We start from the raw sequence: 25,953 nt of genomic DNA, 5'->3' as shown, positions 1-25,953 counted from the left end.
CGTGGGTGGCGATCTCGATTCATCGGCCGGAGTGGGTGGTCATCCGTCGTGGACGGTGCCGTCGGCGAGCCGGTTGTAGGGGAGGTAGGCGCGGATGTACGGGTAGTTGGGCGTCGTCGGCCTTCAGCTCCACACCCAGTCCAGGCTGGTCGCCCGCTTGCAGAAAGCATCCTGGATGCCGAGGTTGTGGATCGCCAGTCCCAGGTGCATCGCAGCGCCGCAAACGAGACCAGGCTTCGAATTCGGCAGTGTCGACGAGGGCCTCGACCGGGAGTGTGCCTCCGGGGCGCAGTCCGCGTGAAGTGCGGCGAGCACCCGCGCACGTTCCCGCTGCCAAACAGCGAGCACACCCGAGGGCAGCACGGACGAAGGCTGGGCCGCCCATGCCCAAGTAGAATGAGAAATGCCCACATAGCTCAAGAAGTGACACCTGGAGCGAGTGACGGGAATCGAACCCGCGCTATCAGCTTGGGAAGCTGAGGTTCTACCATTGAACTACACTCGCGCGTCCCGGAATCCCAGTAAAACACTGGGAAGCGAGGCTGCCGCCCAGACTACCCGGTCGCGGGCCTTCGGCCAAACCCACCCCGCCGCGATTGCGGTCACCGCCGTCGTCCGTAACACTGCACCATTCGCGCGAGCCCCCTGCGACCATGGAGGCATGCCTCCTCACGCTCTCCCCATCCTCGATATCTCCGAACTCGACCAGGGCGACGCCGCCGCGGCCGCGTTCCGCGTCAAGCTGCGCCAGGTCACGCACGACGTGGGGTTCTTCTACCTGGTCGGGCACGGCATCCCGCAGGAGCTGATCGACGAGGTGCTCGACGTGTCGCGCCGGTTCTTCGACCTGCCGGAGGCGGACAAGCTGGCGATCGAGAACATCCACAGTCCGCAGTTCCGGGGGTACACCCGCACCGGTGAGGAACTGACCAACGGCGCGGTGGACTGGCGCGAGCAGATCGACATCGGCGAGGAGCGCGAGACCGTGGAGGGCGGGCCCGACTTCGAGCGGCTGGAGGGGCCGAACCTGTGGCCGGACGCGCTGCCGGAGCTGGAGACCGCGATCACCCGCTGGCGCGAGCAGCTCAGTGCGCTCGCGCTGCGGCTGCTGCGCACCTGGGCGGTGTCGCTCGGCGCGCCGGCGGACGTGTTCGACGGCGCGTTCGCGGAGCGGCCCTTCACGCTGATCAAGATCGTGCGCTACCCCGGCACCACCGACGAGGTGGCGCAGCAGGGTGTCGGCGCGCACCGCGACGGCGGCGTGCTCACGCTGCTGCTGGTCGAGCCGGGCAAGGGCGGCCTGCAGGTGGAGCACGAGGGCGACTGGATCGACGCGCCCTCCATCCCCGGAGCGTTCGTCGTGAACATCGGCGAGATGCTCGAACTGGCGACCGACGGCTACCTGAAGGCGACCCTGCACCGCGTCGAGTCGCCGAAGCTCGGCACCGACCGCATCTCGATCCCGTTCTTCTTCAACCCAGCACTGGATGCGACGGTGCCGCGGCTCGAACTGCCCGCCGAACTGAAGGCGGGGGCGCGCGGGCTGTCGTCCGACCCGACGAACAGCCCCATCCTGGAGACCTACGGCGAGAACGTGCTCCGTTACCGGCTGCGGGCGCACCCGAATGTGGCAGCGATCCACCATGCCGACTTGCTGGGGCGGCCGACGGCCTAGGTCCGCCCGGCCGGGCCGGTCTCAGCGGTGCCGCACCGCGTAGCGATGCTCCGGACGGCCGGTCGCGCCATACCGGAGCTCGAGCTTCAGCACTTCGCTCTGCTCCAGCTGGGTCAGAGCGCGCTGCGCCGTGGCGCGGCTGACACCGATCGCCGCTGCGACATCGCTGGCCGAGCTGCTGCCCGACCCCGCTGCGACCGCGTCGTAGACCGCCTGGAGGGTCGGAGCGAGCCGTCGCAGCGCTTCGGTCTGTCCTCCGGGTGACGGCCGCAGGAGATCGAACACCCGGTCGATGTCGCGCTGGGTCGCCTCGGACGGGAACGCGGCCAGGTCGTCGTGCGCCCTGCGGAACGCCGTCAGCCGGTCCGCGAGCTCGGCGAAGCCGAACGGCTTCACCAGATAGTGGAGCGCCCCGAGCTGGACCGCCGTCCGCACGGTGGGGATGTCGTTCGCCGCCGAGATGACGATGACGGCGGGCGGGGAGGGGTCGGCGAGCAGCTGCCGGACCACCTGGAGGCCGTCGCCGTCGGGCAGATAGATGTCGATCAGCACGAGGTCCGGCCGGAGCGACCCGGCGAGCTCGACCGCCTCCGCCGCCGTGTGCGCCTGCCCCACCACGCGGAAGCCGGGGACGGCGTCCACGAAGCCGACGTGCACGCTGGCCACCCGGAAGTCGTCGTCGACCACCAGAACGTTCAGCGGCGGGGCGCTCACGCCCGCGTCTCCTCTGCGGGCGCCGACACGCGCGGAAGCACTACTTCGAACGTCGCACCGCGATCGCACGAGACGGTCACAGTACCGCCGAGCGCGGTCACCGTCGAGTGGACGAGCGACAGCCCCAGCCCGCTGTGCCGCACGAGCGACCCGCGCTTGGTCGTGTAGCCGTTCTCGAAGATGCGGGGGATCTCGGTGCTCGGGACGCCCGGCCCGTTGTCCGAGACCCGGACGGTGAGCGCATGCTCCGTCTCGACGATGCCCACCACGACGCGGCGCGGCGCCGGCGCGGCCGTGAGTGCGTCGAAGGCGTTGTCGATCAGGTTGCCCACGATCGTGGTGAGCGCCTGGACGCGGTCGGGCGCCTCGCCGAGGTCGGTGTCGGGCGAGACGACCAGCTCGATGCCGCGCTCGTTCGCCTCCGCCGCTTTACCGAGCAGCAGCCCGATCAGCATCGGGGCGCCGATGTGTGTGCGCAGGGTGTTGTCGAGGTCGGCCGTCGTCCCCCGGATCTCAGTGAGGTACTGCAGGGCCTCGTCCGCCCGGCCGAGTTCCAGCAGGCCGGACAGCGCGTGCATCCGGTTCGAGAACTCGTGCTGCTGCGCGCGGATCGACTCGGTGAAGCTGCGTTCGCCATCCAGCTCCCGGGTCAGGCCGGTGAGCTCGGTGCGGTCCTGCAGGGTGAACACGGCTCCGTGCGCCCGGCTGCCGAGCGTCACGGGCATCCGGTTGATGACGAGGACGTGCTCGTCGGTGACGCCGATCGCGTCCTTCACCTCGCTGGTGCCGGTCAGGATGTCGCGGATCGGGCCGGCCACCAGCACGTCCTCCAGGAGTCGTCCGCGCGCGCCCTCCGGGAGGCGCAGGAGCCGCTGCGCCTCGTCGTTGACCACCGTGATGCGCCCGGCCGGATCGACCGCGATCACGCCCTCCCGGATGCCGTGGAGCGTCGCCTCGCGTTCCTGCAGCAGCCGGGCGATCTCGTCGAGCTCCAGCCCGAACGTCCGCCGCTTGAGCAGGCTCGCCAACCCGAACGACGCCAGCGCACCGATCGCCAGCACGAGCGCGAACCACAGGGCGTAGGTCGGCAGCTCGTTCAGCAGCTCGCTGGAGACGCTGCTCTCGCGGATGCCGACCGACACCTCCCCGATCACCCCGCCTCCGGCGCCGAACATCGGGACCCGGGCGTTCGCGTTCAGGCCGGTCGACCCCGTGTCGATGCGGTAGTGCACCTTCCCGTCGCGCGCCACGACAGGCTCGGACACCCGTTTCCCGATGAGCGCCGGGTTCGGGTGCGTGTGGCGCACCCGATCGAGATCGATCACCACGACGTAGGCCGCGCCCGTCCGGTTCGCGGTCTCCGAGGCGAGGGACTGCATCGTCGCGTCGCACCCGGCGCTCGGCGACGTCAGGCACGACTGCACCGCGGGGACGGCCGCGAACGTCTGGGCGATCGCCGCCGCCCTCGCCTGGTAGTCCGCGTCCAGGTTCGTGCGGGCGGTCTGCGCGAACAGGAGGAAGCCGATGACCATCGAGGCGGTCAGGATCGCCACCTGAGCCAGGAGTATCTGGCTCGACAGCCGTCGGATCCGTCGTCGCATCAGAAGGAAATCATGTCACCGCGGCCTGAGGATCGCACGCGAGCAGAACGCGCAGAACCCGCCGGAACGCGCACAACGGAGTGAATGGCGCACAAGCGAGACAGCACCGGCCGGCCGGAGCCACCATCGGTTCCGTCACACCCGCAAGACAGAGAGGTCTTCCGACATGGGCGACAAGCGACCCACCACTACGACGGGCTCCCCCGGGGCGGCTCAGCCGGCCGGCATCGAGATCGTCGGTCTCACCAAGCGGTTCCTCACCCCTAAGGGCGAAACGTTCACCGCCATCCACGACGTCACCCTCACGGTCGAGCCCGGGCAGTTCTGCGCGATTGTCGGACCGACGGGATGCGGCAAGTCCACGACGCTCGCCCAGGTCTCCGGTCTGGAGCGGCCGAGCGCCGGCTCGGTGAGCGTGGGCGGCCGGATCGTCGAGGGCATCACGAGCGGCGTCAGCTACATGTTCCAGGCCGACTCGCTGTTCCCCTGGAAGACCGTCCTCGGCAACGTGATGATCGGTCCCGTCCTCGTCGGCACCCCCAAGAAGCAGGCGGAGGCGCTCGCGATGGACTGGCTTCGTCGCGTCGGGCTCGCGGGCTTCGAGGACCGCTACCCGCACCAGCTCTCCGGCGGCATGCGCAAGCGCGTCGCGATGGCGGCCGCGCTCATCAACAACCCGCGCATCCTGCTCATGGACGAACCTTTCGGCGCGCTCGACGTGCAGACCAAGGCGATCATGCAGACCGAGCTGCTCGGCCTGTGGGAGGAGCTGCGCCCCTCCGTGCTGTTCATCACGCACGACCTCGACGAGGCGGTCGCGCTCTCGGACCGGGTCGTCATCATGACCAGCAGCCCGGGGACCGTCAAGGACGTCTTCGACGTCGACCTGCCCCGCCCTCGTGGCGACGTGCAGGAGATCCGCCACGAGGAGCGCTTCCTCGAGATCCAGGGCCGCATCTGGGAGTCGCTGCGCGACGAGGTGACGCGGGCCTACCAGCAGACGGCAGGGGCGGCGGCGTGAGCACCATGACGAGCACATCCGGAACCACCAGAACCCCTGTGTCCGCACCGGCCGCCCAGGAGCGCGAGACCGAGCTCCAGCTCGCCGGCCGCCGCACCCGGCGGCGCCGCACCGCCTGGGTGTGGGCCGGCCGCGTCGCCGTGGCGATCTTCGTCATCGGCGGCTGGCAGTGGTTCACCTCGGCCGGCTGGGTCGACAAGTTCTTCTACGGCCAGCCGTCGGGCATCTGGGACAGCCTGGTCCGTCTGTTCACCCAGGGGACCGCATTCGGCACGATCTGGGAGAACCTGTGGATCACGGTCCAGGAGGCGTTCCTCGGCTTCCTCCTTGGGACCGTCGCCGGCGTCGTGATCGGCATCCTGTTCGGATCGAACCGCTACCTCGCGTCCGTCTTCGGCCCGTACATCAAGATCGTCAACTCCATCCCGCGCATCGTGCTCGGCTCGATCTTCATCGTCGCGTTCGGGCTCGGGGTCTTCCCCAAGGTGCTGCTCGCGGCGGTGCTGGTGTTCTTCGTCGTCTTCTTCAACGCCTTCCAGGGCGTGCGGGAGGTCGACCAGAACCTGATCGCGAACGTCCGGGTGCTCGGCGCATCGCCGCTCCAGGTCGCCCGGCACGTCACCATCCCGTCGGCGATGACGTGGATCATCGCAAGCCTGCACACCGCGTTCGGGTTCGCCATCATCGGCGCCCTGGTCGCCGAGGTGCTCGGGGCCCAGCACGGCATCGGCCTGATCATCAGCCAGTCGCAGGGCAACTTCGACCCGAACACGGTCTTCGCCTGCATGGTGATCGTCGCCGTCGTGACCCTGATCGCCGAGTACCTCATCACCCTCCTCGAGAGGGCGCTGCTGAAGTGGCGGCCACCGAGCCGCTCCGAATCGGCACAGGCCATCTGACCCCGGCCTGCGACGACCCAGACCTGCAATGAAGCAGACGCCGGCACGCCGGCACCACGAAAGGAACATCCACATGAACAAGCGCACCATCGGTGTGATCGCCGCGGCGGGAATCGTCGCCCTCGGTCTCGCCGCCTGCAGCTCCGGCGCCGGAGGCTCGCCGACGGGCGGGGGAACGAGCGGCGGCTCGATGCCGACCGTCAAGATGATGGTCGGCGGCATCGACAAGCAGATCTACCTGCCGTACCAGCTCGCCCAGAGCCTCGGGTACTACAAGAAGTACGGCGTCAACATGGAGCTGTCCACCGAGCAGAACGGCGGTGTCGGCGCCGAGGACGCCATGGCGTCAGGGCAGGTCGACATGGCTGGAGCGTGGTATGTCCACACCGTCGACTTCCAGTCGAAGGGCAAGGACGTCATCAATCTCGTCCAGCTCTCCGGCGCTCCGGGCGAGCGCGTGATGTGCAACCCGAAGGCCGGTGTGACCTCCGCCGCGGACTTCAAGGGCAAGAACATGGGCGTCACCGACCTCGGCTCCGGCACGGACGAGCTCACCCAGTTCCTGGCCGCGAAGGCCGGGGTGGACAAGAAGCAGTACAACACCATCGCCGTGCACGCCGGTTCGACGGCGATCGCGGCCATCCAGCGCGGCAGTGCCGACTGCGTCATGACCACCCAGCCGACGGTCGGCGCGCTGACCACGCAGAAGCTCGCCGTCACCGGCGTCGACCTCGCGACGACGAAGGGCGCCACCAAGGCCCTCGGCGGCGCGTGGCCCGCCGCCGGCCTGCTCGCCAACGCCAGCTGGGTGAAGAGCCACCAGGATGCGGCCCAGAAGGTGGTGGACGCGCTCGTCGCGACCATGCACTGGATCGCCTCCCACAGCGCTGCGGACATCGCCGACAAGCTGCCCCAGGACTTCGTGCAGAACGCCACGATCACCAAGCAGCAGTACATCGCCGGGCTGACCACCGACAAGGGCCAGTTCCTGCCCGACGGGATCATGCCCGCCGGCGGCCCGAAGGTCATCTTCGAGATGGAGAAGACCATCGGCGTCGACACCTCCAAGGTGAAGATCTCGGACACGTTCACGAACAAGTACGCGGAGGCGGCGAACAAGCTCGAAGGCTTCACCCCCACCACCAAGCCGGCCGGCGCGGACGGCTGACCCTGACCCGGAGGACCGGCCCGCTCCAGCCATCCACAGCGGGCCGGTCCTCCGTGCTTCCTGGGCGATCGCTCTCTCTTGGAGGCACCTTGGGATGAGGGGTGGACACTGGGCCGCATGATCCTGCACGCCGCCATCCCCCTCTTCGACGCGTCCACCTGGCTGCACGCCTTCGGACCGTGGGTGCTCGTGGGCATCGCCGTCGTCGTGTTCATCGAGTCCGGTGTGCTGTTCCCCTTCCTGCCGGGGGATTCGCTGCTCATCACCGCGGCGATCCTCGCGCCGCAGCTCGGCATCCAGATCTGGCAGATCGCTGTCGTCGCCGTGGTCGCCGCCTTCGCGGGCGACCAGACCGGCTACTGGATCGGCAAGCGGTTCGGCCGGAGACTCTTCAAGCCCGACGCCCGGGTGCTCAAGACCGAGCGCCTCGAGGCGGCGGAGGCCTTCTTCGCCAAGTGGGGAGGGCCTTCGCTGGTGCTCGGGCGCTTCGTGCCGTTCGTCCGCACCTACGTGCCCCTCTCGGCCGGCATCGCGGCGATGCCCTACCGCCGCTTCCTGGTGTGGAACGCGCTGGGCGGCGTGAGCTGGGTCATCGTCATGGTGCTGGTGGGCGTGCTGCTGGGCGGCATCCCGTTCGTCGCGAACAACATCGACGTGCTCATGATCGTCGTCGTGGTGATCTCGGTCGCCCCGATCGTCATCGGCGCACTCCGCCGTCGCCGGGCGCGCGTGCGCAGCGAGCAGGAGTAGCGGTCCGACGAGTAGCGTGTCGCCATGGCCGGAACCGACGACGACCCCACCGCACGCGCCTCCGAGCAGCAGCGGCAGTGGACGGCATCCCGCACGGCCGCGCGCCTGCTGTCCAACGCGCGGCCGGTGACCGCGGGGGAGCGGCTGGGTGCCCTGGCGGCGTCGCCGCACGCCGCAGCGGTCGAGCCGGTCGACCTGTACGGCGGCGGTATCGTCGAGCGGCTCGAGGCGCGCGTCGCCGACCTGCTGGGCAAGCCGGCCGCGCTCTGGTTCCCCACCGGGACCATGGCGCAGCAGGCGATCCTGCAGGTGTGGGCGGATCGAGGCGGGAGCCGGCGGGTCGCCGTTCACCCGCTCCACCACACCCAGCTGCAGGAGGAGGGCGCGTTCGCCGAGCTCAGCGGGCTGGAGGCCGTCCACCCGACGACGGAACGGCGCCACCCGACGGCGGACGAGCTGCGGGCAACAGCGGGGCCGCTCGCCGCAGCCGTCGTGGAGCTGCCGATGCAGGAGCTCGGCTACGTGCTCCCGACGTGGGAGGAGTACGCGGCGTTCGCCGAGGCGGCGCGCGAGCGCGGCATCCCGTTGCACGTCGACGGCGCCCGGCTCTGGGAGTCGCGCACCCGCTTCGGCAAGACGGCCGCCGAGATCGCCGCGGAGGCCGACTCCGTCTACGTCTCGATGTACAAGGGCGTTGGCGCGATCTCCGGCGCACTGATCGCGGCACCCGCCGACGTGATCGAGGAGGCCCGCGACTGGCGCACCCGTTACGGCGGCAACGTCTTCCAGCAGTTCCCGGCCGTCGTCGCCGCCCTCGACGGGCTCGACGCGCACCTGGACCGGATGGACGCCTGGGTGCGGCACGCCGCGGTCGTCGCGGAGGGGCTGCGGCGCCTGCCCGAGCTCCGGATCGCGGGGGACCTGCCGCACATCAACGAGTTCTGGGTCACCTGCGACCTGCCCGCCGCGAGCATCGACACGGCGGTCCTGGAGCACCTGGAGGCCACCGGCGACCGCTGGTTGCACGGCTGGTGGACCGACGGCGATGCGTCCGTCGCGGAGGCGACGATCCGCGACGACGCGCTCCGCTGGACCGCGGACGATGTGGCCGCGGCCGGGCGTGCGGTGCTGGACCGGGCGCGCTCCCTGCCCGCCTGAACCCGTTCTCGCCGGCGGCGTCACATCCGCAGCCGCTGCGTCGTCTGGTTGTTGTCGAAGGAGGGATGCGGTGGGCGACGAGAAGCACCTGGCGGAGGCGATCGGCGAGCGGCAGCGGCTGGTCGCGATCGCCTACCGGATGCTCGGGACGACCGGCGAGGCGGAGGACGCGGTCCAGGAGACCTACACGCGCTGGTACCGGATGACCGAGCCCGACCGCGACCGGATCGTGAACCCACAGGCCTGGCTGACCCGCGTCCTGGGCCGGGTGTGCCTGGACATGCTCGGCACCGCCCGAGCCCGCCGGGAGCACTATGTCGGCGAGTGGCTGCCCGAGCCGCTGCCCGCCGGCTACTTCAGCTCCGGATCCACCGCCGCGGACCCGCTCGACCAGGTGACCCTGGACGACTCCGTCAGCAGCGCCCTCCTGGTCGTCCTGGAGGCGCTCACCCCGCCGGAGCGCGTGGCCTTCGTCCTGCACGACGTGTTCGCGCTGCCGTTCGACGAGATCGGGCGGATCGTCGGCCGCTCGGCGCCGGCAGTCCGTCAGCTCGCCACGACCGCGCGCCGCCGCATCCGGGAGGCCAGGGACCGGGCCGTCTCGCGCACCGAGCACAACGCCGTCGTCGAAGCGTTCGCCGCCGCCTGCCACGCGGGCGACCTGGCGGCCCTGACCAGGATCCTGGACCCCGCCGTGGAGCTGCGCTCCGACGGCGGCGGGTTCGTCAGTGCCGCCCGCCGGCCGGTCTACGGGGCCGACCGGGTCGGCCGCTTCCTGCTCGGCGCGCTCGCCAAGCAGCCGGAGACCGAGGTCGAGATCCTCGAGACCACCGACGGCGCGGCCTTCGCCCTGCGACGGGACGGCGCCGTGACGGGCATCGTCAACCTGAACGTCGTGGACGGCCGGGTCCGCGACGTCTGGATGATGCTCAATCCCGAGAAGCTGCTGCAGTGGCACGCGTGAGGATCACACTTCCGGTCGCTGCGTCGTCTGGGAGGTATGAGAAAGGTACAGTTCGCCGCACTCGCCCTCTCGGCCGTGCTGGCACTCTTCGTGGGCGTGTGGGCCTACGTCTTCCCGCAGAGCTTCTACGACGTCTTCCCCGGCATCCCCGGGCCCTGGGTGTCGGTCGACGGGCCCTTCAACGAGCACCTCGTCCGTGACGTCGGCGGGATGTATCTCGCGCTGGCCGCCGCGAGCATCGCCGGGCTGATCTGGCGGAGTCCCGCGGCCTACCGGCTCCTCGGCATCGCCTGGACGGTGTTCGGAGCGCTGCACTTCCTGTACCACGTGCTCCACCTCGACCACATGACTCCCGTCGACGCGGTCGGCGAGGTGATCTCGCTGCTCGTCAGCCTGCTGCTCGGCGTGATCCTGCTCCTCCCCGCCGGCGCCGACCGGAAGGCGGTCACCCGATGAGGATCGCGATCGCCGGCGGCCACGGCACGGTCGGACGCTGGGCAGCCGCGGCCGCTGCAGGTCGGGGGCACGAGGTCCTCGTCCTCTCCCGCCGCACCGGCCACGACCTGGAGACCGGCAGCGGGCTCGCTCCGGCGCTCGTCGGCGTGGATGCGCTCATCGACGTCACGAGCCTCTCGTCCACCTCGAAGAAGCGCTCCGTCGAGTTCTTCGAGACGGTCAGCCGGAATCTCCTCGACGCTGAGACGGCCTCCGGAGTCGGACACCACATCGCGCTCTCGATCGTCGGGATCGACGACATCGACGCCTCCTACTACGCCGGCAAGCTCGCGCAGGAGAGAGCCGTCATCGGCGGGGACGTGCCGTGGTCGATCCTGCGGGCAGCGCAGTTCCACGAGTTCGCCGAGCAGGTGCTCGTCCGCGGCGCGGTCGGTCCGCTCGCCGCGGTCCCGACCGCACTCATCCGTCCCGTCGCCGCACGCGAGGTGGGAGCCCGGCTCGTGGCCATCGCCGAGACCGGGGCCGCCGGCCGGACCCGCGACCTCGTCGGCCCGGAGGACGAGCGGCTGATCGACATGGTGCGCCGCATGCTCGCCCACGACGGAGTCAAGCGGCCGACGATCGAGATCACGCTGCCCGGGCTCTACTGGAAGGCCATCGCGTCGGGCGTCCTCCGCGGCACCCCCGGCGCGGACCAGGGCTCGATCACCTTCGACGAATGGCTCGACCTCGACCACCGGTCGTGAGCGCCGCGCCGCCGGGTAGCGTCTCGTAGACGTCGATCCACGCCGACTCGTACGCGACCGGATCGACGAGACCCGCCCGGCGGCGCGCGTCCAATTCGATGAGCCGCGACGCGGCGGCGCGGAGCAGCCGCACGTCCCCGAACTCGTGGAGCTCGCCGCGGACGTACTCCGACGCGACGGTCACGACGCGGGAGCGCGAGCGCAGCTCGCGGGTGAGCCGGGCGAGCACCACGAAACCGGAGAGGTACACGGTCAGCGCGGCGGCGAGGCTCAGCACCGGCCCGGCGTCGCTGAGCGCGACCATGAGCACCAGCCCCGCGATCGCCCCGGCGACCGGCCAGCCGTGCCGCAGGTGCAGCAGCCGGCGCTCGCCGCGGGTGATGCCGGGCGGGTAGACCGTCAGACGCACCCGCTGCCACAGGCCGGGGCTGGCGGGCGTCACGTCCAGGGTGCCCCACCGGGCGCGGCCCTCGAGCATCCGTCGCATCACGTCGTTCACCCGTTCAGGATGCGCCGCGCGCCCACCCTGACGGCCGATCCTTGCGGAGCCCATACGCCCCCGGGCGGGACCCTAACGGGTTCCTGACGGCGCCGCCTCGATCACGGGGACCGCCCCGCCTCACACGTGGCCGGCATCCTCCGTCGAACCCGCACGCTCAGGGTGCGCGCGCCGCCGTACGGCCCGCCAGATGAGCAGCGCGCCGGCCCCGATGACGACGATCGGCCAGATGACGTTCAGGACGGTGAGCCACTCGGCCGTGCCCGCGAATACGGCGGCGGCCGCGATCGCCAGTGCACCTGCCGGTATCCATGACCACCAGCGCCGGGCTCCGCCACCCGGGAGCACGGCCACGAGGACGAAGGTGATCGCTGCTCCGAGGAGGAAGACCGCGCCCGTTCCCGCGCCGCCGATGGCCGCAGTGAGAGCCATGACGATCGAGAGGGTCAGCAGGATGCCACCGGGAATGATGGCCCACCAGCGGCGGTGGTCGCGGAGGTAGACCGCCCAGAAGCCGATGCCGATCAGGGCGAGCACGGGCACTTCGGTCCATTGGGCGAGGCCGTCCGGATCGAGGTCCATGAGGGTTCCGACCGCGAGGCCGAAGAGGGCGGCGCTGGGAATCGCGGCCCACCAGGACTGACGATCCGAGAAGAAGACGTAGCCGAAGACGATGCCGCCGCACGCCATGACGACCGCCCAGAGCGCCGGCGAGACGGCGAGACCGAGGGCGGTCAGCAGCAACAGCACTCCGGCCGCCAGCACGAGGGCTCCCAAGCCGATCTGGACGAGCGGTCTCCTCATGATCTCCTGCCCCTGCCGAGCGGCCGATGCGGCCGGCCGCGCATATCATGACTCCGTGACGGACGGCGCTCCGTGCAGGACCATGGTCCCTCGGCCGCCGGGCCCACGTGACCTTCGGCCCGCGCGCCCGGCCGGGGCGAGAGCAGAGTGGGCGGATGCGGCAGGAGACGTCGAGGATATCCGCGGTCTGCGGAACGGTGCTCGCCGGCCTGCCCTTGGTGCTCCCCTTCGTGTTCATGCTGCTGTCACTGCCGGCGGGCAGATCCGTCCGGTTCGACTACCTCATGCCCGGCGAACTCTTCGCGTCCGCCCTCGTCGGCGGGATCGGAATACTCACCGCCGCCCTGGTCGGACGGCGCCTCAGGGTAGCCGCGGGCGTCGCGCTCGCACTCGTCGCGTCCCTTTTCGTTCTCGTCGGGATCGCGGCGGAGGCGACGGGGCTCGCGTCCGGAGCCACGCGCCCCGAAGGGTGGCCGCTGGCGCTCGTGGCGGGTGCGTACGGCCTCTACGTGCTGGCCGTGATCGCTCAATGCGTCGTCGGTGTGCTGCTGTGCCGCCGGCTCTTCGCCCCCGGCCGCCAGCCGGCGTGAGACCTCCGAACGGAAACCGTTAGGAGTCGTCGGCCCCGCGTATGGATTGCGTTAGGACCGCATCCACACCCCATCCACGCGACTTGTATGTATCCGTGCCACCGGCCCGTGCCGGTGACATCCGCCGTGCCGGCCGGCGCGGTGTGAAGCCCGGATGGAGAAGAACCCTCGTGTTGGACGTCCTGTGTGTGGTGGGGATCCTGGCGCTCGCCGCGATCGTCGCCCTGATCGGAAGAGGGGTGGAGAAGCTGTGATCTTCTTCAACCTGCTGGCGGCGGCGCTCGCCGTCGCCTCGCTCGCGTACCTGGTCTACGCCCTGCTGAAGCCGGAGAAGTTCTGACATGACGCTCTGGCTCTTCCTGGCCCAGGCGGCGACGCTCGTCCTGCTGCTCGCCCTGGCCTACCGCCCGCTCGGCGACTACATGGCGGCGACCTTCACCTCCCGAAAGGACCTGCGCGTCGAGCGCGGCCTCTACCGGCTGATCGGCGTGGACCCGCGCAACCAGCAGAGCTGGCGCGCGTACTTCCGCGGCGTGCTGGCGTTCTCGGTGCTCGGCGTCCTGCTGCTGTACGTGCTGCAGCGGGCGCAGGCGGTCCTGCCGTACTCGCTCGGGCTCCCCGCCGTTCCCGAGGGGCTCTCGTTCAACACGGCCATCTCGTTCGTGACCAACACGAACTGGCAGTCGTACTCGCCCGAGGTCACCCTCGGCTACACCGTGCAGCTGGCGGGGCTGGCGGTGCAGAACTTCCTGTCCGCCGCGGTCGGCATCGCCGTCGCGGTCGCGCTGGTCCGCGGTTTCGCCGCGCACCGGACCGGGACCATCGGGAACATCTGGGTGGATGTCACCCACGCGACCGTGCGCATCCTGCTGCCGTTCTCGATCGTCTTCGCGGTCATCCTGATCGCCGGCGGCGTCATCCAGAACGTCAACGGCTTCCAGCACGTCACCTCGCTGACCGGGTCGACGGTCACCATCCCCGGCGGACCGGTGGCGTCGCAGGAGGCGATCAAGGAGCTCGGCACCAACGGCGGCGGCTTCTTCAACGCCAACTCGGCCCACCCGTTCGAGAACCCGACCGCGTGGACGAACCTGGTCGAGATCTTCCTGCTCCTCGTCATCCCGTTCTCGCTGCCGCGCACCTTCGGGACGATGGTCGGCGACAAGCGGCAGGGGTACGCGATCCTCAGCGCGATGGCGGCCATCTTCGTCGTCTCGCTGACCGCGCTGACGCTGTTCGAACTGCAGGGCGGCGGAACCGCGACCCAGGCGGCCGGCGGTGCGATGGAGGGCAAGGAGCAGCGCTTCGGCATCCTCGGCAGCACGCTGTTCGGCACCAGCAGCACGCTGACCTCGACCGGCGCGGTGGACTCGATGCACGACAGCTTCACGCCGCTCGGCGGGATGATGCCGATGCTCAACATGATGACCGGCGAGGTCGCCCCCGGCGGCGTCGGCTCGGGCCTCTACGGGATGCTCGTGATCGCGATCATCGCGGTGTTCCTCGCGGGACTCATGGTCGGGCGGACGCCCGAGTACCTGGGCAAGAAGATCGGCTCGCGCGAGATCAAGCTCGCGAGCCTCTACATCCTCACCACGCCCGCCCTCGTGCTGCTCGGCACCGGCCTCAGCTTCGCCATCCCGGCGATCAAGGACAACATCGAGAAGGTCTCGATCTGGAACCCCGGCCAGCACGGCTTCTCGGAGGTGCTGTACGCCTTCACCTCGGCCGCGAACAACAACGGCTCGGCGTTCGCCGGGCTCACCGCGAACACCCCGTGGCTGAACGCGTCGCTCGCGACCGCCATGTTCCTCGGCCGGTTCGTGCCGATCGTCTTCGTCCTGGCGCTGGCGGGATCGCTCGCCTCGCAGGAGAAGGTCCCGGCGACCGCCGGCACCCTCCCCACGTATCGTCCGCAGTTCGTCGCGCTCGTCGTCGGAACCGTGGTGATCGTGGCCGCACTCACCTATTTCCCCGTTCTCGCGCTGGGTCCCCTGGCGGAAGGGCTGGTCTGAACCATGTCGACACTCACCGAGACCGTGGAGAACCGCGGTCACCACGAAACCGAGCGGACGAACGGGGGCGCGTTCAGCGGCCGGCAGCTGCTGACCGGGCTGCCCGGCGCATTCCGCAAGCTCAACCCGAAGGACATGTGGCACAACCCCGTCATGTTCATCGTGGAGGTGGGAGCCGCGCTCACGACGCTCCTCGCCATCGCCCAGCCGTTCCTCGGCGAGCAGAAGTCCGGCGGCTCGGCCGTCACGCTCGGCTTCACCTGGGCCATCGCCATCTGGCTGTGGCTGACCGTGCTCTTCGCGACCCTCGCCGAGTCGGTCGCCGAGGGCCGCGGCAAGGCGCAGGCGGCGAGTCTCCGCAAGACGCGCACCACCACCGTCGCCAACCGGGTCCGGAACTACGACGCGAAGGGCGACCCGGCGGCGGAGGATGCGGGGGTGGAGCAGCTGGCCTCGGCCGAGCTGACCCTCGGGGATGTGGTGGTCGTCACGGCCGGCGAGCTCATCCCCGGCGACGGCGACATCGTCTGGGGCATCGCCTCGGTCGACGAGTCGGCCATCACCGGCGAGTCCGCCCCGGTGGTCCGCGAGTCGGGCGGCGACCGAAGCGCGGTGACCGGAGGCACGCGCGTGCTGTCCGACCGGATCGTCGTGCGCATCACCAGCAAGCCGGGCGAGACCTTCGTCGACCGGATGATCCGGCTGGTGGAGGGCGCGGCCCGGCAGAAGACGCCGAACGAGATCGCGCTGAACATCCTGCTCGCCAGCCTGACGATCATCTTCGTCATCGTCGTGCTGGTGCTCGGACCCACGGCCGGCTTCGCGAACGCGGCGCCGTCGGTGCCGGTGCTGGTCGCCCTGCTGGTGTGCCTCATCCCGACCACCATCGGCGCGCTGCTCTCGGCCATCGGCATCGCCGGCATGGACCGCCTGGTGCAGCACAACGTCCTGGCGATGTCGGGCCGAGCGGTCGAGGCGGCCGGCGACGTGACGACGCTGCTGCTCGACAAGACCGGCACGATCACCTACGGCAACCGGCAGGCGGCCGAGTTCGCGCCGGTCGGCGGGGTCCCGGATGCCGAGCTCGTGAAGGCGGCGGCGCTCGCCTCGCTGAGCGACCCGACGCCGGAGGGCTCGTCGATCGTGACGCTGGCCGAGAAGCTCGGCTTCAGCCACGAGGGCGCGGTCGACGGCGAGGTGGTGCCGTTCACGGCGCAGACCCGGATGAGCGGCGTCGACTTCGCCGACGGCAGTCAGGTGCGCAAGGGCGCCGCGTCCATGGTGATCGCTTGGGCTCAGGAGACGGGCAGCGTCCCGGCGTCGACCCTCGCCGACCTCGACGCCCGGGTCCGGCGCATCTCCGAGGCCGGCGGCACCCCGCTCGCCGTCGCGACCAAATCGGCCGCGGGGGAGGCGACCATCCTGGGCGCCATCTACCTGAAGGACATCGTCAAGTCGGGCCTCGCCGAGCGGTTCGCCGACCTGCGCAGGATGGGCATCCGCACGGTGATGATCACCGGCGACAACCCGATCACCGCCCAGGCGATCGCCGCGGAGGCGGGGGTGGACGACTTCCTGGCGGAGGCGACCCCGGAGGACAAGCTGAAGCTGATCCGGAAGGAGCAGGAGGGCGGCAGCCTGGTCGCGATGACCGGTGACGGCACCAACGACGCCCCGGCGCTCGCCCAGGCGGACGTCGGCGTCGCGATGAACACCGGCACCTCGGCCGCGAAGGAGGCCGGCAACATGGTCGACCTCGACTCCGACCCGACCAAGCTGATCGACATCGTCCGCATCGGCAAGCAGCTGCTGATCACCCGCGGGGCGCTCACCACCTTCTCGATCGCCAACGACGTCGCGAAGTACTTCGCGATCATCCCGGCGATGTTCGTCGGGGTGTTCCCGGGGCTGCAGGCGCTCAACATCATGGGCCTGCACTCGGCGTCGTCGGCCATCCTCTCGGCGGTGATCTTCAACGCGATCATCATCGTCATTCTGATCCCGCTCGCGCTGCGCGGCGTCCGCTACCGGCCGCGCTCCGCCTCCTCGCTGCTGAACAGCAATTTGCTGATCTACGGCGTCGGCGGCATCATCGCCCCCTTCATCGGTATCAAGCTGATCGACCTCGTCGTCGGCCTGATCCCCGGATTCTGAGACATCGAAACGGAAGGCATCATGAACGCCTCACTCCGCGGCACCGGGCGCCAGTACTGGGTCGCTCTCCGCGCACTGCTCATCTTCACCATGGTCCTCGGGATCGCGTACCCGCTGGTGGTGACCGGCGTCGGCCAGCTCGTCGCGTCGGCGCAGGCCAACGGATCCACCGTGACCTCGGGCGGGAAGGTCGTCGGCTCGGCGCTGATCGGTCAGGGCTTCGTCGACAAGAAGGGCGACCCTCTGCCGCAGTGGTTCCAGTCGCGGCCCTCGGCGGCCGGCAACGGCTGGGACGCCGGCGCCTCCAGTGGAAGCAACCTCGGCCCGAACAACCCCGACCTGCTGAAGTCGGTCGAGCAGCGCAAGCAGACGATCGAGAAGGTCGACGGTGTTGCCGCTGGCAGCATTCCCGCCGACGCCGTCACCGCGTCCGGCTCCGGCCTCGACCCGCACATCTCGCCGGAGTTCGCGCTCCTGCAGGTGGATGCGGTGGCCAAGGCCCGCGGGATCGCCGCTCACAAGGTGCGCGCGCTCGTGCAGAGCCGCATCCAGCAGCGCGACCTCGGCTACCTCGGGGAGCCGACGGTCAACGTCCTCCAGCTGAACATCGCCCTGGCCGAGCTGGACCCGAGCGGGAACAAGTAGCCGCCCGAAAAGGAAGGGCCGCGGCGTCTCGCCGCGGCCCTTCTCTCACGCCCGCCGCAGCTGGTGCGCCGCCGGGCAGTCGAACGGGTCGCGGGCCGCGAGGCCGACGCGGTTGAGGTAGCGGATCACGATCCGGTAGGAGTTCACCAGGCCGGTCTCGGTGTACGGGATGTCGTGCGTGGCGCAGTGCTCGCGCACGAGCTGGCGCGCTCGGCGCAGATGCGGGCGGGCCATGCTCGGGAAGAGGTGGTGCTCGATCTGGTGGTTGAGGCCGCCCATGAAGAGGCTCATCGACCAGCCGCCGCGGATGTTGCGGGAGGTGAGCACCTGCTTGTTCAGGAAGTCGACCCGGGTGCCGGCGGGCAGCAGCGGCATGCCCTTGTGGTTGGGCGCGAACGATGCGCCCATGTAGACGCCGAAGACGGCGAGCTGGACGCCGAGGAAGGCGAACGCCATCCCGACCGGGAGCATGAGGAAGACGATCGCGAGGTAGATCGACAGACGGAGGCCGATCGCGACGAGCTCGCTGGCGCGGCGCTCGACCGGTCCGCGGGAGAGGAGCGAGCGGATGGACGTGACGTGCAGGTTGACGCCCTCCAGCAGCAGGAGCGGGAAGAAGAGGTAGCCCTGCCGTCGCGTGATGACCGCGAGCAGGCCGCGCTGCCGGGCCGCGTCCGTCTCGGTGAACGAGATGGTGTCGAAGGCGATGTCCGGGTCCTTGCCCTCGGTGTTCGGGTTGGCGTGGTGGCGTGTGTGCTTCGTCATCCACCACTGGTAGCTCATGCCGACCAGCCAGGTCGCGATCAGGCGCCCGGCCCGGTCGTTCGTCGGGCCGGAGGCGAAGACCTGGCGGTGCGACGCCTCGTGGCCGAGGAACGCGAACTGCGTGAAGATCAGGCCGAGTGCGGCCGCGATGAGCAGCTGGAACCAGGAGTCGCCGAGCAGGACGAACCCGGCGACGGCGCCGAGAAGTCCGGTCACAAGCACCGCGAACATGGCGATGTAGAAGCCGCGCCGGCGCTCCAGCAGGCCCTCGCCGCGCACGCGGGCGAGCAGCTCGTTGTAGGTGCTGGTGACCGGCTGGCGGCCCTCGGTGCGCGGCCGCGTCCGCACGACGGGGCCGAGAGTGGATGTGGTCAAGCTGTTCCTCCGCTGAGTGCGACGACTTCCCAGCCGAGGATGCGGGCGATTCGCCCAAGATGATGTAAGCGTATGCGCGGTTGCTGGGTAATCCGTGAGGCCGCGCAGGCTCAGGGGAGGATCACAGGCACGTCGCTGAGCACGCCGTGGCGCGAGCCGTACACCGCGACGACGCCGATGCGGTGGTCGCCCGGCGACCAGCCGTAGACGGCGTCCGCCCGCCCGTTCGCGTCGAGGGTGAGGGTGAAGCGGGAGGCGGTTCCGTCTCCCCACACCTCGACGAGCGTGTCCGGCTCGCCCTGCACGCCGATCGACACCGTCCCCGGGGCGCCGGAGGCGGTCACCTGCGGGACGAGTGCGGTGCCGGCGGTGGGAACGGTGTCCGGCGAGACGTTGCCCAGCCGGTCGGTCTGGCGGGCCGTGATGGAGTAGTCGACCGGGATGCCGATGAGCTCGGGCGACGTCCAGTGGCCGGTGTCATCCGCGGTCACAGTGGCGACGACCGCGCCGTGATCGGCGAGCTCGACGGTGGCGCCCGGCTCGGCGGTGCCCGCGATGACCGGAGCGAGCCGGTTCGCCTCGGCTCCGGACCCGGTGTCGACCGTCTCGACGACGGGAGCGAGGGCCGTGCGGTCGATGGCGATGCCGAAGACGGCCGGTGCCGAGGTGCCGGCGGACGTCGTCTGGACCGCGTCCAGCTGCCAGGGGCCGTCGGCGAGGGCCGAGATGTCGAGAGTCAGCGACCAGCTGCCGTCGGCCGACACGGTCCCCGTCGCGAGCGGCGCAGCACGGCCCGGGGCGCGGGCGGAGACGGTCGCACCGGGGATGCCGGTGCCCGCGAGCGGAAGGGTCGCGGAGGCCGTCACCCCGTCCGCCGGGAAGGCCGAGAGCACGACCGGCGCGGCCGGCGGGGCGGGCACGGTCTGCGGCGGGACGGCCGGCGCGGTGACGGCGGGCGCGGCGGACAGCGGCGGAGCCTCACGCGCGGGCGGCACTGCCGTCCCGGGCTCGTTCGGGACGGGAGGCTCCGCCGGAACGACCGGGTCGGGCACGACCGCAGGCGGCGCCGCCGGCTGCACGGCCGCCGGCGGGTCCGGCGCCTCGGCGGTCGGCGCCCCGGTCGAGGCGATCGCGCCGCCGTCGGATCGGGGCGACGCGAACAGCTGCGGCCCCAGCACCACGGCACCGACGATCCCCGCGGCGACCGCCACCCCTGCGACGGTCGTCCCGGCCACCCTTCCCGCACGTCCGGCGCGGGTCGTCAGCCTCCGGAGTCCGCGCACGGCAGCGGTGCCCGACGGAGCGGCCGAGTTCGCGTATGCCGCTGCGGCCGCGGTCGCCGCCGCGCCTTCGCGCACGGTCGCGGCGTACGCTGCGGCGCCGCCGACACCCAGCAGCAGTGGGAGCAGGACGAGCGTGAGGCGCGAGCCGACGTTTCGCGCCTCGGCGGCGACGATGCCGCATTTGGCGCACTCGGCCAGGTGACGCTCGATGCGCGCGGTTTCGCGCTTGCCGAGTCCGCCCCGGCTGTACGCGCCGACGCGCTCGGTCGTCCACCGGTGCTCCGATCCTTCCGGACTCGTGGCGATATGCGCCTGGATCCACGCCTGCCGCAGCCCCTCGCGCGCCCGGTACGCCAACGCGGCGGTGCCATTGGCCGTGAGCCCGAGCAGCGGCGCGACGGCGGCAGCGGTCATCTGCTCGACCTCGGTGTACCAGAGCACCTCCTGCCAGCGCTCGGGAAGCGACCGGAACGCCGTCACCGTGAGCGAGCGGTCCAGCGCCTCCATGCTCGCCACCTCGGTAGTGGTCGGGTCGGCGATGGCCTCGGCGTCCTCCAGAGGATGCTCACGCCGCTGCTGCCCCCAGCCAGCGGCGACGCTGCGGATCGTGGTGAAGAGGTAGGGGCGGAATCCGGTGGTCGGACCGTTGCCGTTGCGGACCGCGGCGAGGATGCGGAGGTACGCCTCGGCGACCACGTCGTCCGGGTCCTCCGTGCTGAACGAGCGTGCGACCGTGCGTCCCGCGGCGGAGTGCCGGCGCCAGAGCTCCGCGAACGCCTCCTCGTCCCCGTCGCGCGCGGACGCGACGAGGTCGGTGTCGGACTGCTCCGGCACCGCATCCATGGTCTCCTCTTCGCGCACGCGCCGCGGCCCTGCCACTCAGCAGACCTCGGCGAGCGCCCGCTGAGGGGTCGCCAGGTCCGTCGGGAGGTGGACGCCGCCGCCGACGCACACGATGTAGAGGAACGGGACGCCCGGCCATGGCACCCGGATCGCGGCGTCGATCGTGTCGGCCCCGTGCTGGAGCAGGGCGTCGTCGATCGCGGTCGCGGTCATCCTGCGGCCGGAGCCGTCGCTCGCCAGTCCCTGCATGGCGTAGGTCAGGTCGACGATGCCGGGGTCGGTGTCCGCCGTCGTCCACACCAGCAGCGGGTGGAGGGTGTGCCGGCTGATCGGGAGCAGGCGCAGGACGTCGCCGGCGACCCGCTCGAGCGGGGCGTCCACACGCAACGTGGGAATCCCGTTGCCCAGCGGTGCGTCGCCGGAGGCGAACGCGAGCCAGTCGCCGGGGCGCAGGCGGTCGAGCAGGGCGATCACCGCGCTCTCGGGCGGAGCGGCGGGTAAGACGGTGTCGGGCATCGCGGGTCTTTCTCATGCACGCCGAGAGCGCCCGCCGTCGGACGGCAGGGCGCTCTCGGCGTCGAGCGGGGTTCGGGTATCCCGTTGTCGGCGCTTCGGGTCGGCGTCGACGGTTTCCGGCGGCGATTCGGGCACCGCCGGTGGTGCGCGTTCGGGTCACGCACCCATAGAAGAGATCGTCTGCTACACGGATTATGACGCGACTTCTCCGGAAAATGTTCCGAGCGGCGCTATGTGGGCCATGCCGGTCAGCCGGCGCGGCGTCGGCGTGCACCCGTGAGGGCACCGATGACGGCACCCGCCGCGCCGAGCACCAGGAGCGCCAGGCCCGCGGTGAGCGGGAGGCTGACGTCCGCTCCGGTGTGGGCGAGCGTCTCCGTCGATCCGATCGGCACGGACGCGGGCGACGGTGCCGGGGCGGCGGGCGCCACGGGGGCGGCGGGCTGTGCCGGGTCGCCGACCGAGCCATTCGGAGCCGCCGGGTCGGCCGCGGCCACGAAGCCGAAGTCCAGCGTCAGGTCGGTGGCGTTGTTCGTGGTCAGCGACGCGGACGCGGCCGACCAGGTCGAGCTGTCCTTCCCGCGGTCGGCGCCGACGCCGGCGGCCGTCGGGAGCAGCCCACCGAGTGCGGCGGCCGAGGCGTCGCGGTCGATGCTCACCGTGTAGTGCTGCCCCGCGCCGAGCACGGGCAGCCCGGTGAAGAGGTAGTCGCCGTCCGCGTCCGCGGTGGCCGGGCCGACCGGCGTGCCGTTCACGCCGGTGACCGGTCCGCCGTCCGGGCCGGTCAGTCGCAGCACGACGCCCGCGATGCCCTTCTCGCCCGCTCCCTGCAGCCCGTCCCTGTCGGTGTCCAGCCACACGTGGTCCCCGACGGAGACGCTCTGGACGCCGCCGCCCACGCCTCCCGCGGCGGTGCGCTTGATCGTCGTCGTCTTGGTCCACGCCTTGCCCGGCGCGGTGATCGTCACCTCGTTGCCGTAGCTGCCGGCGGTCTGGTCGGTGATCGTGCCCTTGTATGCGATGTCGATGAACTCGCTCGCACCGACCGTGTCGATCACGAGATGGAAGCCGGTGTCCGAGCAGTTCAAGGTGTACCGGTACGGCGACAGCGGGCTGGTGGGGGTCCCGCTCGCGAGGCTGTTGCGGGTGGTGATCCGGATGCCGGCGCAGTCGACGACGCTGCCGGCGCCGAGCGCATCCACCACATCCACCGGTCCGCCGAGCCCTGTCTGGTCGCCAGGCACCTCGATCGTCCAGTTGATGTTGTCCTTCGGGTCGCGGGTGCCTTCGTAGGCGCCGTCGGCCCAGCTCGCGCCCTTCCAGAGACCGCGCTCGGTGCGGACGGGCGCCGGCCCGCAGTTTGTGGTGCACGGGGTCGGCTGGGGCTTGGGAGCGATCGTGACCGTGCTGATGGAGGTGCCGAACCGCAGGGTCACCGGGCCTCCGGTCTCCGTCACGACGCTGTGGTCCCATTGCACGGTCAGGTAGCCGGACCCGGAGACCGCGTCGTGGCTCGCGACGTAGTCGGTCAGCGTGAAGACGACGGTCTTGCCGTCCCACACCGCGTCGGCGACCGCCGTCCCGTCGGGCGCGGTGAGCGGGAAGCGGGCGAGACTGACCGCGGCGAGCTCGTCCGGGAGGGCGAGCTGGAAGGTGTCGCCGGGGCGGCTCCCGTCGGGAACGGCCCAGGTGAAGGCGAGTCTGAGCCGCTCGCTGTAGCCGTACGAGGACTTGTCGGTGGTCACCGAGGTGACGGCGCCGGGGATCTCGGCGGCGCGCGCGGCGGTCGTTCCGGCGAGGACACCGGCGAGGATGAGCAGGGCGGCGACGAGCGCGGCGATCGGCCGGGCCGCCGTCCGCAGGACGGTGGAGTTCATAGGGCAGCTGTCTTCCGTTGCGTCTGGTTTCGGGTTCAGGGCGCAACGAATCGCCCGGCCATCCGGCGGTTTTCGGGTCCGGCGGATGCCGCGCGGTTTCGGGGACCGCGCCAGGGGGTGCGCATTCGGGTTGCGTCCACCTGAGAGATCGGCGACGCGGGCGATTATGACGCCGGTTCCCCGATCCCGCTCGAGGTCAGCGCGCCCGGAACCGCCGCAGGCGCAGGCTGTTGCCCACGACGAAGACGCTCGAGAAGGCCATCGCCGCGCCCGCGATCATCGGGTTGAGCAGTCCCAGTGCCGCGAGCGGCAGCGCGGCCACGTTGTAGGCGAAGGCCCAGAACAGGTTGCCCTTGATGGTGCCGAGCGTGCGGCGGGCCAGCCGGATGGCGTCGACGGCCGCGCGCAGGTCGCCGCGCACCAGGGTGATGTCAGCCGCCTCGATCGCGACGTCCGTGCCGGAGCCCATGGCCAGTCCGAGGTCGGCCGCCGCCAGCGCGGCCGCGTCGTTGACACCGTCGCCGACCATCGCGACCACGCGGCCCTGCGCCTGGAGCCGGGCCACCGTGTCCACCTTGTCCTCCGGCAGCACCTCCGCGATCACCTCGTCGATACCGACCTCATCGGCAACCCGGCGGGCGACCGCGGCGTTGTCGCCGGTGAGCAGGATGGGCGTCAGGCCGAGCGCGCGCAGACCGGCGACGGCCTCCGCGCTCGTCGGCTTCACGGCGTCGGCGACGACGAGAAGGCCGCGCGCCTCGCCGTCCCAGGCGACGCACACGACCGTCCGGCCTGCCGCCTCCTCGGCCGACCGGCGTGCGGCGAGGTCCGCATCCAGCTCGATCGACCACTCGGACAGCAGTGACGCGCGGCCGACCAGCACGAGGTGCCCGTCGACGACGCCGCGCACGCCGCGCCCCGCCTCGTTCTGGAAGGACTCGGGCGTCGGCAGTTCGCCCGTCCGCTCGCCGGCGGCCAGGGCGACGGCGCGCGCCACGGGATGCTCGGACGCGTGTTCCACGGCGCCCGCGAGCCGCAGCAGCAGACCTTCGTCGACGCCGTCCGCCGGAACGGCTGCGGTGAGCGTCATGCGTCCCTCGGTGACCGTGCCGGTCTTGTCCAGCACGACGGTGTCGACGCGCTTCGTCGACTCCAGCACTTCCGGGCCCTTGATCAGCACGCCGAGCTGGGCGCCCCGGCCGGTGCCGACCAGCAGCGCGGTCGGCGTCGCCAGGCCGAGCGCGCACGGGCACGCGATGATCAGCACCGCGACCGCCGCGGTGAACGCGACGGCGGGGGAGGCGCCGGAGAGCAGCCAGACCGCGAGCGTGCCGACGGCGATGGCGAGCACGACCGGCACGAACACCGCGGAGATGCGATCGGCGAGCCGCTGGACCTGCGCCTTGCCCGACTGCGCGTCCTCCACGAGCTTCGCCATCTGCGCCAGCCGCGTGTCGGCACCCACCCGGGTCGCGCGCACCACGAGCCGTCCGCCCGCGTTGACGGTGGCGCCGGTCACGTCGTCGCCGACGGCCACCTCGACGGGCGCGGACTCGCCGGTGAGCAGCGAGAGGTCGACCGCGCTCGCCCCCTCGGCGACCAGGCCGTCGGTCGCGATCTTCTCGCCCGGGCGCACCACGAACAGGTCGCCGACGGCGAGACGGTCGACCGGGATGCGCTCCTCGCGTCCCTCCCGCAGCACCGCGACGTCCTTCGCGCCCAGGTCGAGCAGTGCTCGCAGCGCGGCGCCGGCCCGGCGCTTCGCCCGCTTCTCCGCGTACCGGCCGGCGAGCACGAACACCGTCACGCCGGAGGCCACCTCGAGGTAGATGTCGCCCGCCGCGTCCGACGGGCTCGCGACGAAGGAGAAGGGATGCGTCATCCCGGGCATCCCCGCCGTGCCGAAGAACAGCGCGTACAGCGACCAGGCGAACGCGGCGACGGTGCCGATCGACACCAGCGTGTCCATCGTCGCCGCCCCGTGCCGGGCGTTGACCAGCGCGGCACGGTGGAACGGCCAGCCGCCCCACACCACGGCCGGCGCCGCGAGGGTGAGCGAGAGCCACTGCCAGTACGTGAACTGGAAGGCGGGCACCATCGCGAGCACGACCACCGGAGCTGCGAGCACGGCGCTGCCGATCAGGCGGGTGCGGAGGGACGACAGCTCGGGGTCCGCGTCCCGTTCGGGCCTCTCGGGCTCCCGCACCGGGAGGGCGGCCGTGTAGCCGGCCTTCTCCACCTCGGCGATCAGGGTCTGCGCATCCATGCCCGCCGGCACCGACACGCGCGCCTTCTCCGTCGCGTAGTTGACCGTCGCGGTCACGCCGTCGAGGCGGTTGAGCTTCTTCTCGATCCGCATCGCGCAGGACGCGCACGTCATCCCGCCGACCTCCAGCTCGAGGTCGGTGACGCCGGTCGCCGGGGTGGTCACGGGA

Annotated in this window: 23 protein-coding genes, 1 tRNA gene and 1 pseudogene; 14 read left to right on the top strand and 11 right to left on the bottom strand. The window is 71.1% G+C overall.

Features of this window, described 5'->3' with window-relative positions; genetic code table 11:
- Positions 1 to 39: 39 nt before the first annotated feature.
- Together HNO83_RS20730 and HNO83_RS07350 are read right to left on the bottom strand one after the other, a co-directional pair.
- Positions 40 to 216: pseudogene (locus tag HNO83_RS20730) on the bottom strand (bifunctional D-altronate/D-mannonate dehydratase); the annotation flags it as partial.
- A gap of 215 nt (positions 217 to 431) precedes the next feature.
- A tRNA-Gly gene (locus HNO83_RS07350) sits at positions 432 to 505 on the bottom strand.
- A gap of 156 nt (positions 506 to 661) precedes the next feature.
- Here HNO83_RS07350 and HNO83_RS07345 point away from each other — a divergent pair.
- Positions 662 to 1,675: an isopenicillin N synthase family dioxygenase gene (locus HNO83_RS07345; protein WP_175336870.1), complete on the top strand. Its 1,014-nt coding sequence runs from the start codon at positions 662 to 664 to the stop codon at positions 1,673 to 1,675.
- A gap of 21 nt (positions 1,676 to 1,696) precedes the next feature.
- On the opposite strand, the gene HNO83_RS07340 is transcribed toward HNO83_RS07345, so the two are convergent.
- Positions 1,697 to 2,389 carry a response regulator gene (locus HNO83_RS07340; RefSeq protein WP_175336869.1) on the bottom strand — a complete coding sequence of 231 codons (693 nt, stop codon included), beginning with the start codon at positions 2,387 to 2,389 and terminating at the stop codon, positions 1,697 to 1,699.
- On the bottom strand, positions 2,386 to 3,990 hold the full coding sequence (locus HNO83_RS07335) for a sensor histidine kinase (protein ID WP_175336868.1): 1,605 nt from the start codon (positions 3,988 to 3,990) through the stop codon (positions 2,386 to 2,388). Before HNO83_RS07335 ends, HNO83_RS07340 begins: the two co-directional genes overlap by 4 nt.
- A 166-nt stretch (positions 3,991 to 4,156) precedes the next feature.
- On the opposite strand from HNO83_RS07335, the gene HNO83_RS07330 reads away from it, so the two are divergent.
- The 8 genes from HNO83_RS07330 to HNO83_RS07295 all read left to right on the top strand — a co-directional run bounded on the left by HNO83_RS07330 (position 4,157) and on the right by HNO83_RS07295 (position 11,152).
- The gene (locus tag HNO83_RS07330; protein WP_175336867.1) at positions 4,157 to 5,011 is read left to right on the top strand and encodes an ABC transporter ATP-binding protein; all 855 of its coding nucleotides are present in this window, start codon (positions 4,157 to 4,159) and stop codon (positions 5,009 to 5,011) included.
- 5 nt (positions 5,012 to 5,016) lie between these two features.
- Positions 5,017 to 5,910: an ABC transporter permease gene (locus HNO83_RS07325; RefSeq protein ID WP_175337020.1), complete on the top strand. Its 894-nt coding sequence runs from the start codon at positions 5,017 to 5,019 to the stop codon at positions 5,908 to 5,910.
- A gap of 73 nt (positions 5,911 to 5,983) precedes the next feature.
- Positions 5,984 to 7,078 carry an ABC transporter substrate-binding protein gene (locus tag HNO83_RS07320; protein WP_175336866.1) on the top strand — a complete coding sequence of 365 codons (1,095 nt, stop codon included), beginning with the start codon at positions 5,984 to 5,986 and terminating at the stop codon, positions 7,076 to 7,078.
- Between the two features lie 117 nt (positions 7,079 to 7,195).
- Complete coding sequence (locus tag HNO83_RS07315) at positions 7,196 to 7,828, top strand: DedA family protein (protein WP_175336865.1); 633 nt, start codon at positions 7,196 to 7,198, stop codon at positions 7,826 to 7,828.
- Between the two features lie 24 nt (positions 7,829 to 7,852).
- On the top strand, positions 7,853 to 8,986 hold the full coding sequence (locus tag HNO83_RS07310; RefSeq protein WP_175336864.1) for a threonine aldolase family protein: 1,134 nt from the start codon (positions 7,853 to 7,855) through the stop codon (positions 8,984 to 8,986).
- A 70-nt stretch (positions 8,987 to 9,056) separates the two neighbouring features.
- Positions 9,057 to 9,950 carry an RNA polymerase sigma factor SigJ gene (gene sigJ / locus HNO83_RS07305; RefSeq protein ID WP_349627102.1) on the top strand — a complete coding sequence of 298 codons (894 nt, stop codon included), beginning with the start codon at positions 9,057 to 9,059 and terminating at the stop codon, positions 9,948 to 9,950.
- Between the two features lie 36 nt (positions 9,951 to 9,986).
- A complete protein-coding gene (locus tag HNO83_RS07300; protein ID WP_175336862.1) occupies positions 9,987 to 10,406 on the top strand; it encodes a hypothetical protein in 420 nt (139 codons plus the stop codon).
- Complete coding sequence (locus HNO83_RS07295; protein WP_175336861.1) at positions 10,403 to 11,152, top strand: SDR family oxidoreductase; 750 nt, start codon at positions 10,403 to 10,405, stop codon at positions 11,150 to 11,152. Before HNO83_RS07300 ends, HNO83_RS07295 begins: the two co-directional genes overlap by 4 nt.
- On the opposite strand, the gene HNO83_RS07290 is transcribed toward HNO83_RS07295, so the two are convergent.
- Positions 11,112 to 11,651 carry a DUF6611 family protein gene (locus tag HNO83_RS07290; RefSeq protein ID WP_175336860.1) on the bottom strand — a complete coding sequence of 180 codons (540 nt, stop codon included), beginning with the start codon at positions 11,649 to 11,651 and terminating at the stop codon, positions 11,112 to 11,114. The genes HNO83_RS07295 and HNO83_RS07290 overlap by 41 nt on opposite strands.
- Before the next feature lie 120 nt (positions 11,652 to 11,771).
- A complete protein-coding gene (locus tag HNO83_RS07285) occupies positions 11,772 to 12,455 on the bottom strand; it encodes a hypothetical protein (protein ID WP_175336859.1) in 684 nt (227 codons plus the stop codon).
- A gap of 155 nt (positions 12,456 to 12,610) precedes the next feature.
- Between HNO83_RS07285 and HNO83_RS07280 the strand changes: the two genes are divergently transcribed.
- The 5 genes from HNO83_RS07280 to kdpC all read left to right on the top strand — a co-directional run bounded on the left by HNO83_RS07280 (position 12,611) and on the right by kdpC (position 17,859).
- Positions 12,611 to 13,045, top strand: a complete 435-nt coding sequence (locus HNO83_RS07280; RefSeq protein ID WP_175336858.1) for a hypothetical protein — start codon at positions 12,611 to 12,613, stop codon at positions 13,043 to 13,045.
- A gap of 250 nt (positions 13,046 to 13,295) precedes the next feature.
- Positions 13,296 to 13,385, top strand: a complete 90-nt coding sequence (kdpF, locus tag HNO83_RS20270) for a K(+)-transporting ATPase subunit F (RefSeq protein WP_175336857.1) — start codon at positions 13,296 to 13,298, stop codon at positions 13,383 to 13,385.
- Between the two features lies 1 nt (position 13,386).
- A complete protein-coding gene (kdpA, locus tag HNO83_RS07270; RefSeq protein WP_175336856.1) occupies positions 13,387 to 15,060 on the top strand; it encodes a potassium-transporting ATPase subunit KdpA in 1,674 nt (557 codons plus the stop codon).
- 3 nt (positions 15,061 to 15,063) lie between these two features.
- Entirely contained in the window at positions 15,064 to 17,214 is a 2,151-nt protein-coding gene (gene kdpB / locus HNO83_RS07265) for a potassium-transporting ATPase subunit KdpB (RefSeq protein WP_175336855.1), read from the top strand.
- Between the two features lie 21 nt (positions 17,215 to 17,235).
- Positions 17,236 to 17,859, top strand: a complete 624-nt coding sequence (kdpC, locus tag HNO83_RS07260) for a K(+)-transporting ATPase subunit C (RefSeq protein WP_175336854.1) — start codon at positions 17,236 to 17,238, stop codon at positions 17,857 to 17,859.
- A gap of 45 nt (positions 17,860 to 17,904) precedes the next feature.
- Here the strand turns inward: kdpC and HNO83_RS07255 are convergent, their stop codons facing one another.
- The 5 genes from HNO83_RS07255 to HNO83_RS07235 form a co-directional block, all read right to left on the bottom strand.
- Positions 17,905 to 18,999 carry a fatty acid desaturase family protein gene (locus tag HNO83_RS07255; RefSeq protein ID WP_175336853.1) on the bottom strand — a complete coding sequence of 365 codons (1,095 nt, stop codon included), beginning with the start codon at positions 18,997 to 18,999 and terminating at the stop codon, positions 17,905 to 17,907.
- A 110-nt stretch (positions 19,000 to 19,109) separates the two neighbouring features.
- Positions 19,110 to 21,125: a sigma-70 family RNA polymerase sigma factor gene (locus HNO83_RS07250; protein ID WP_175336852.1), complete on the bottom strand. Its 2,016-nt coding sequence runs from the start codon at positions 21,123 to 21,125 to the stop codon at positions 19,110 to 19,112.
- 36 nt (positions 21,126 to 21,161) lie between these two features.
- A complete protein-coding gene (locus tag HNO83_RS07245) occupies positions 21,162 to 21,641 on the bottom strand; it encodes a hypothetical protein (protein ID WP_175336851.1) in 480 nt (159 codons plus the stop codon).
- A 248-nt stretch (positions 21,642 to 21,889) separates the two neighbouring features.
- The gene (locus HNO83_RS07240; protein ID WP_175336850.1) at positions 21,890 to 23,518 is read right to left on the bottom strand and encodes an Ig-like domain-containing protein; all 1,629 of its coding nucleotides are present in this window, start codon (positions 23,516 to 23,518) and stop codon (positions 21,890 to 21,892) included.
- A gap of 196 nt (positions 23,519 to 23,714) precedes the next feature.
- Positions 23,715 to 25,949, bottom strand: coding sequence for a heavy metal translocating P-type ATPase (locus HNO83_RS07235; protein WP_502708422.1), 2,235 nt, complete (start codon positions 25,947 to 25,949; stop codon positions 23,715 to 23,717).
- Positions 25,950 to 25,953 lie beyond the last annotated feature (4 nt).

The organism is Leifsonia sp. C5G2 (assembly GCF_013359685.1).
Lineage (GTDB): Bacteria > Actinomycetota > Actinomycetes > Actinomycetales > Microbacteriaceae > Leifsonia.
This window is presented reverse-complemented; position numbering and strand designations above follow the sequence as displayed.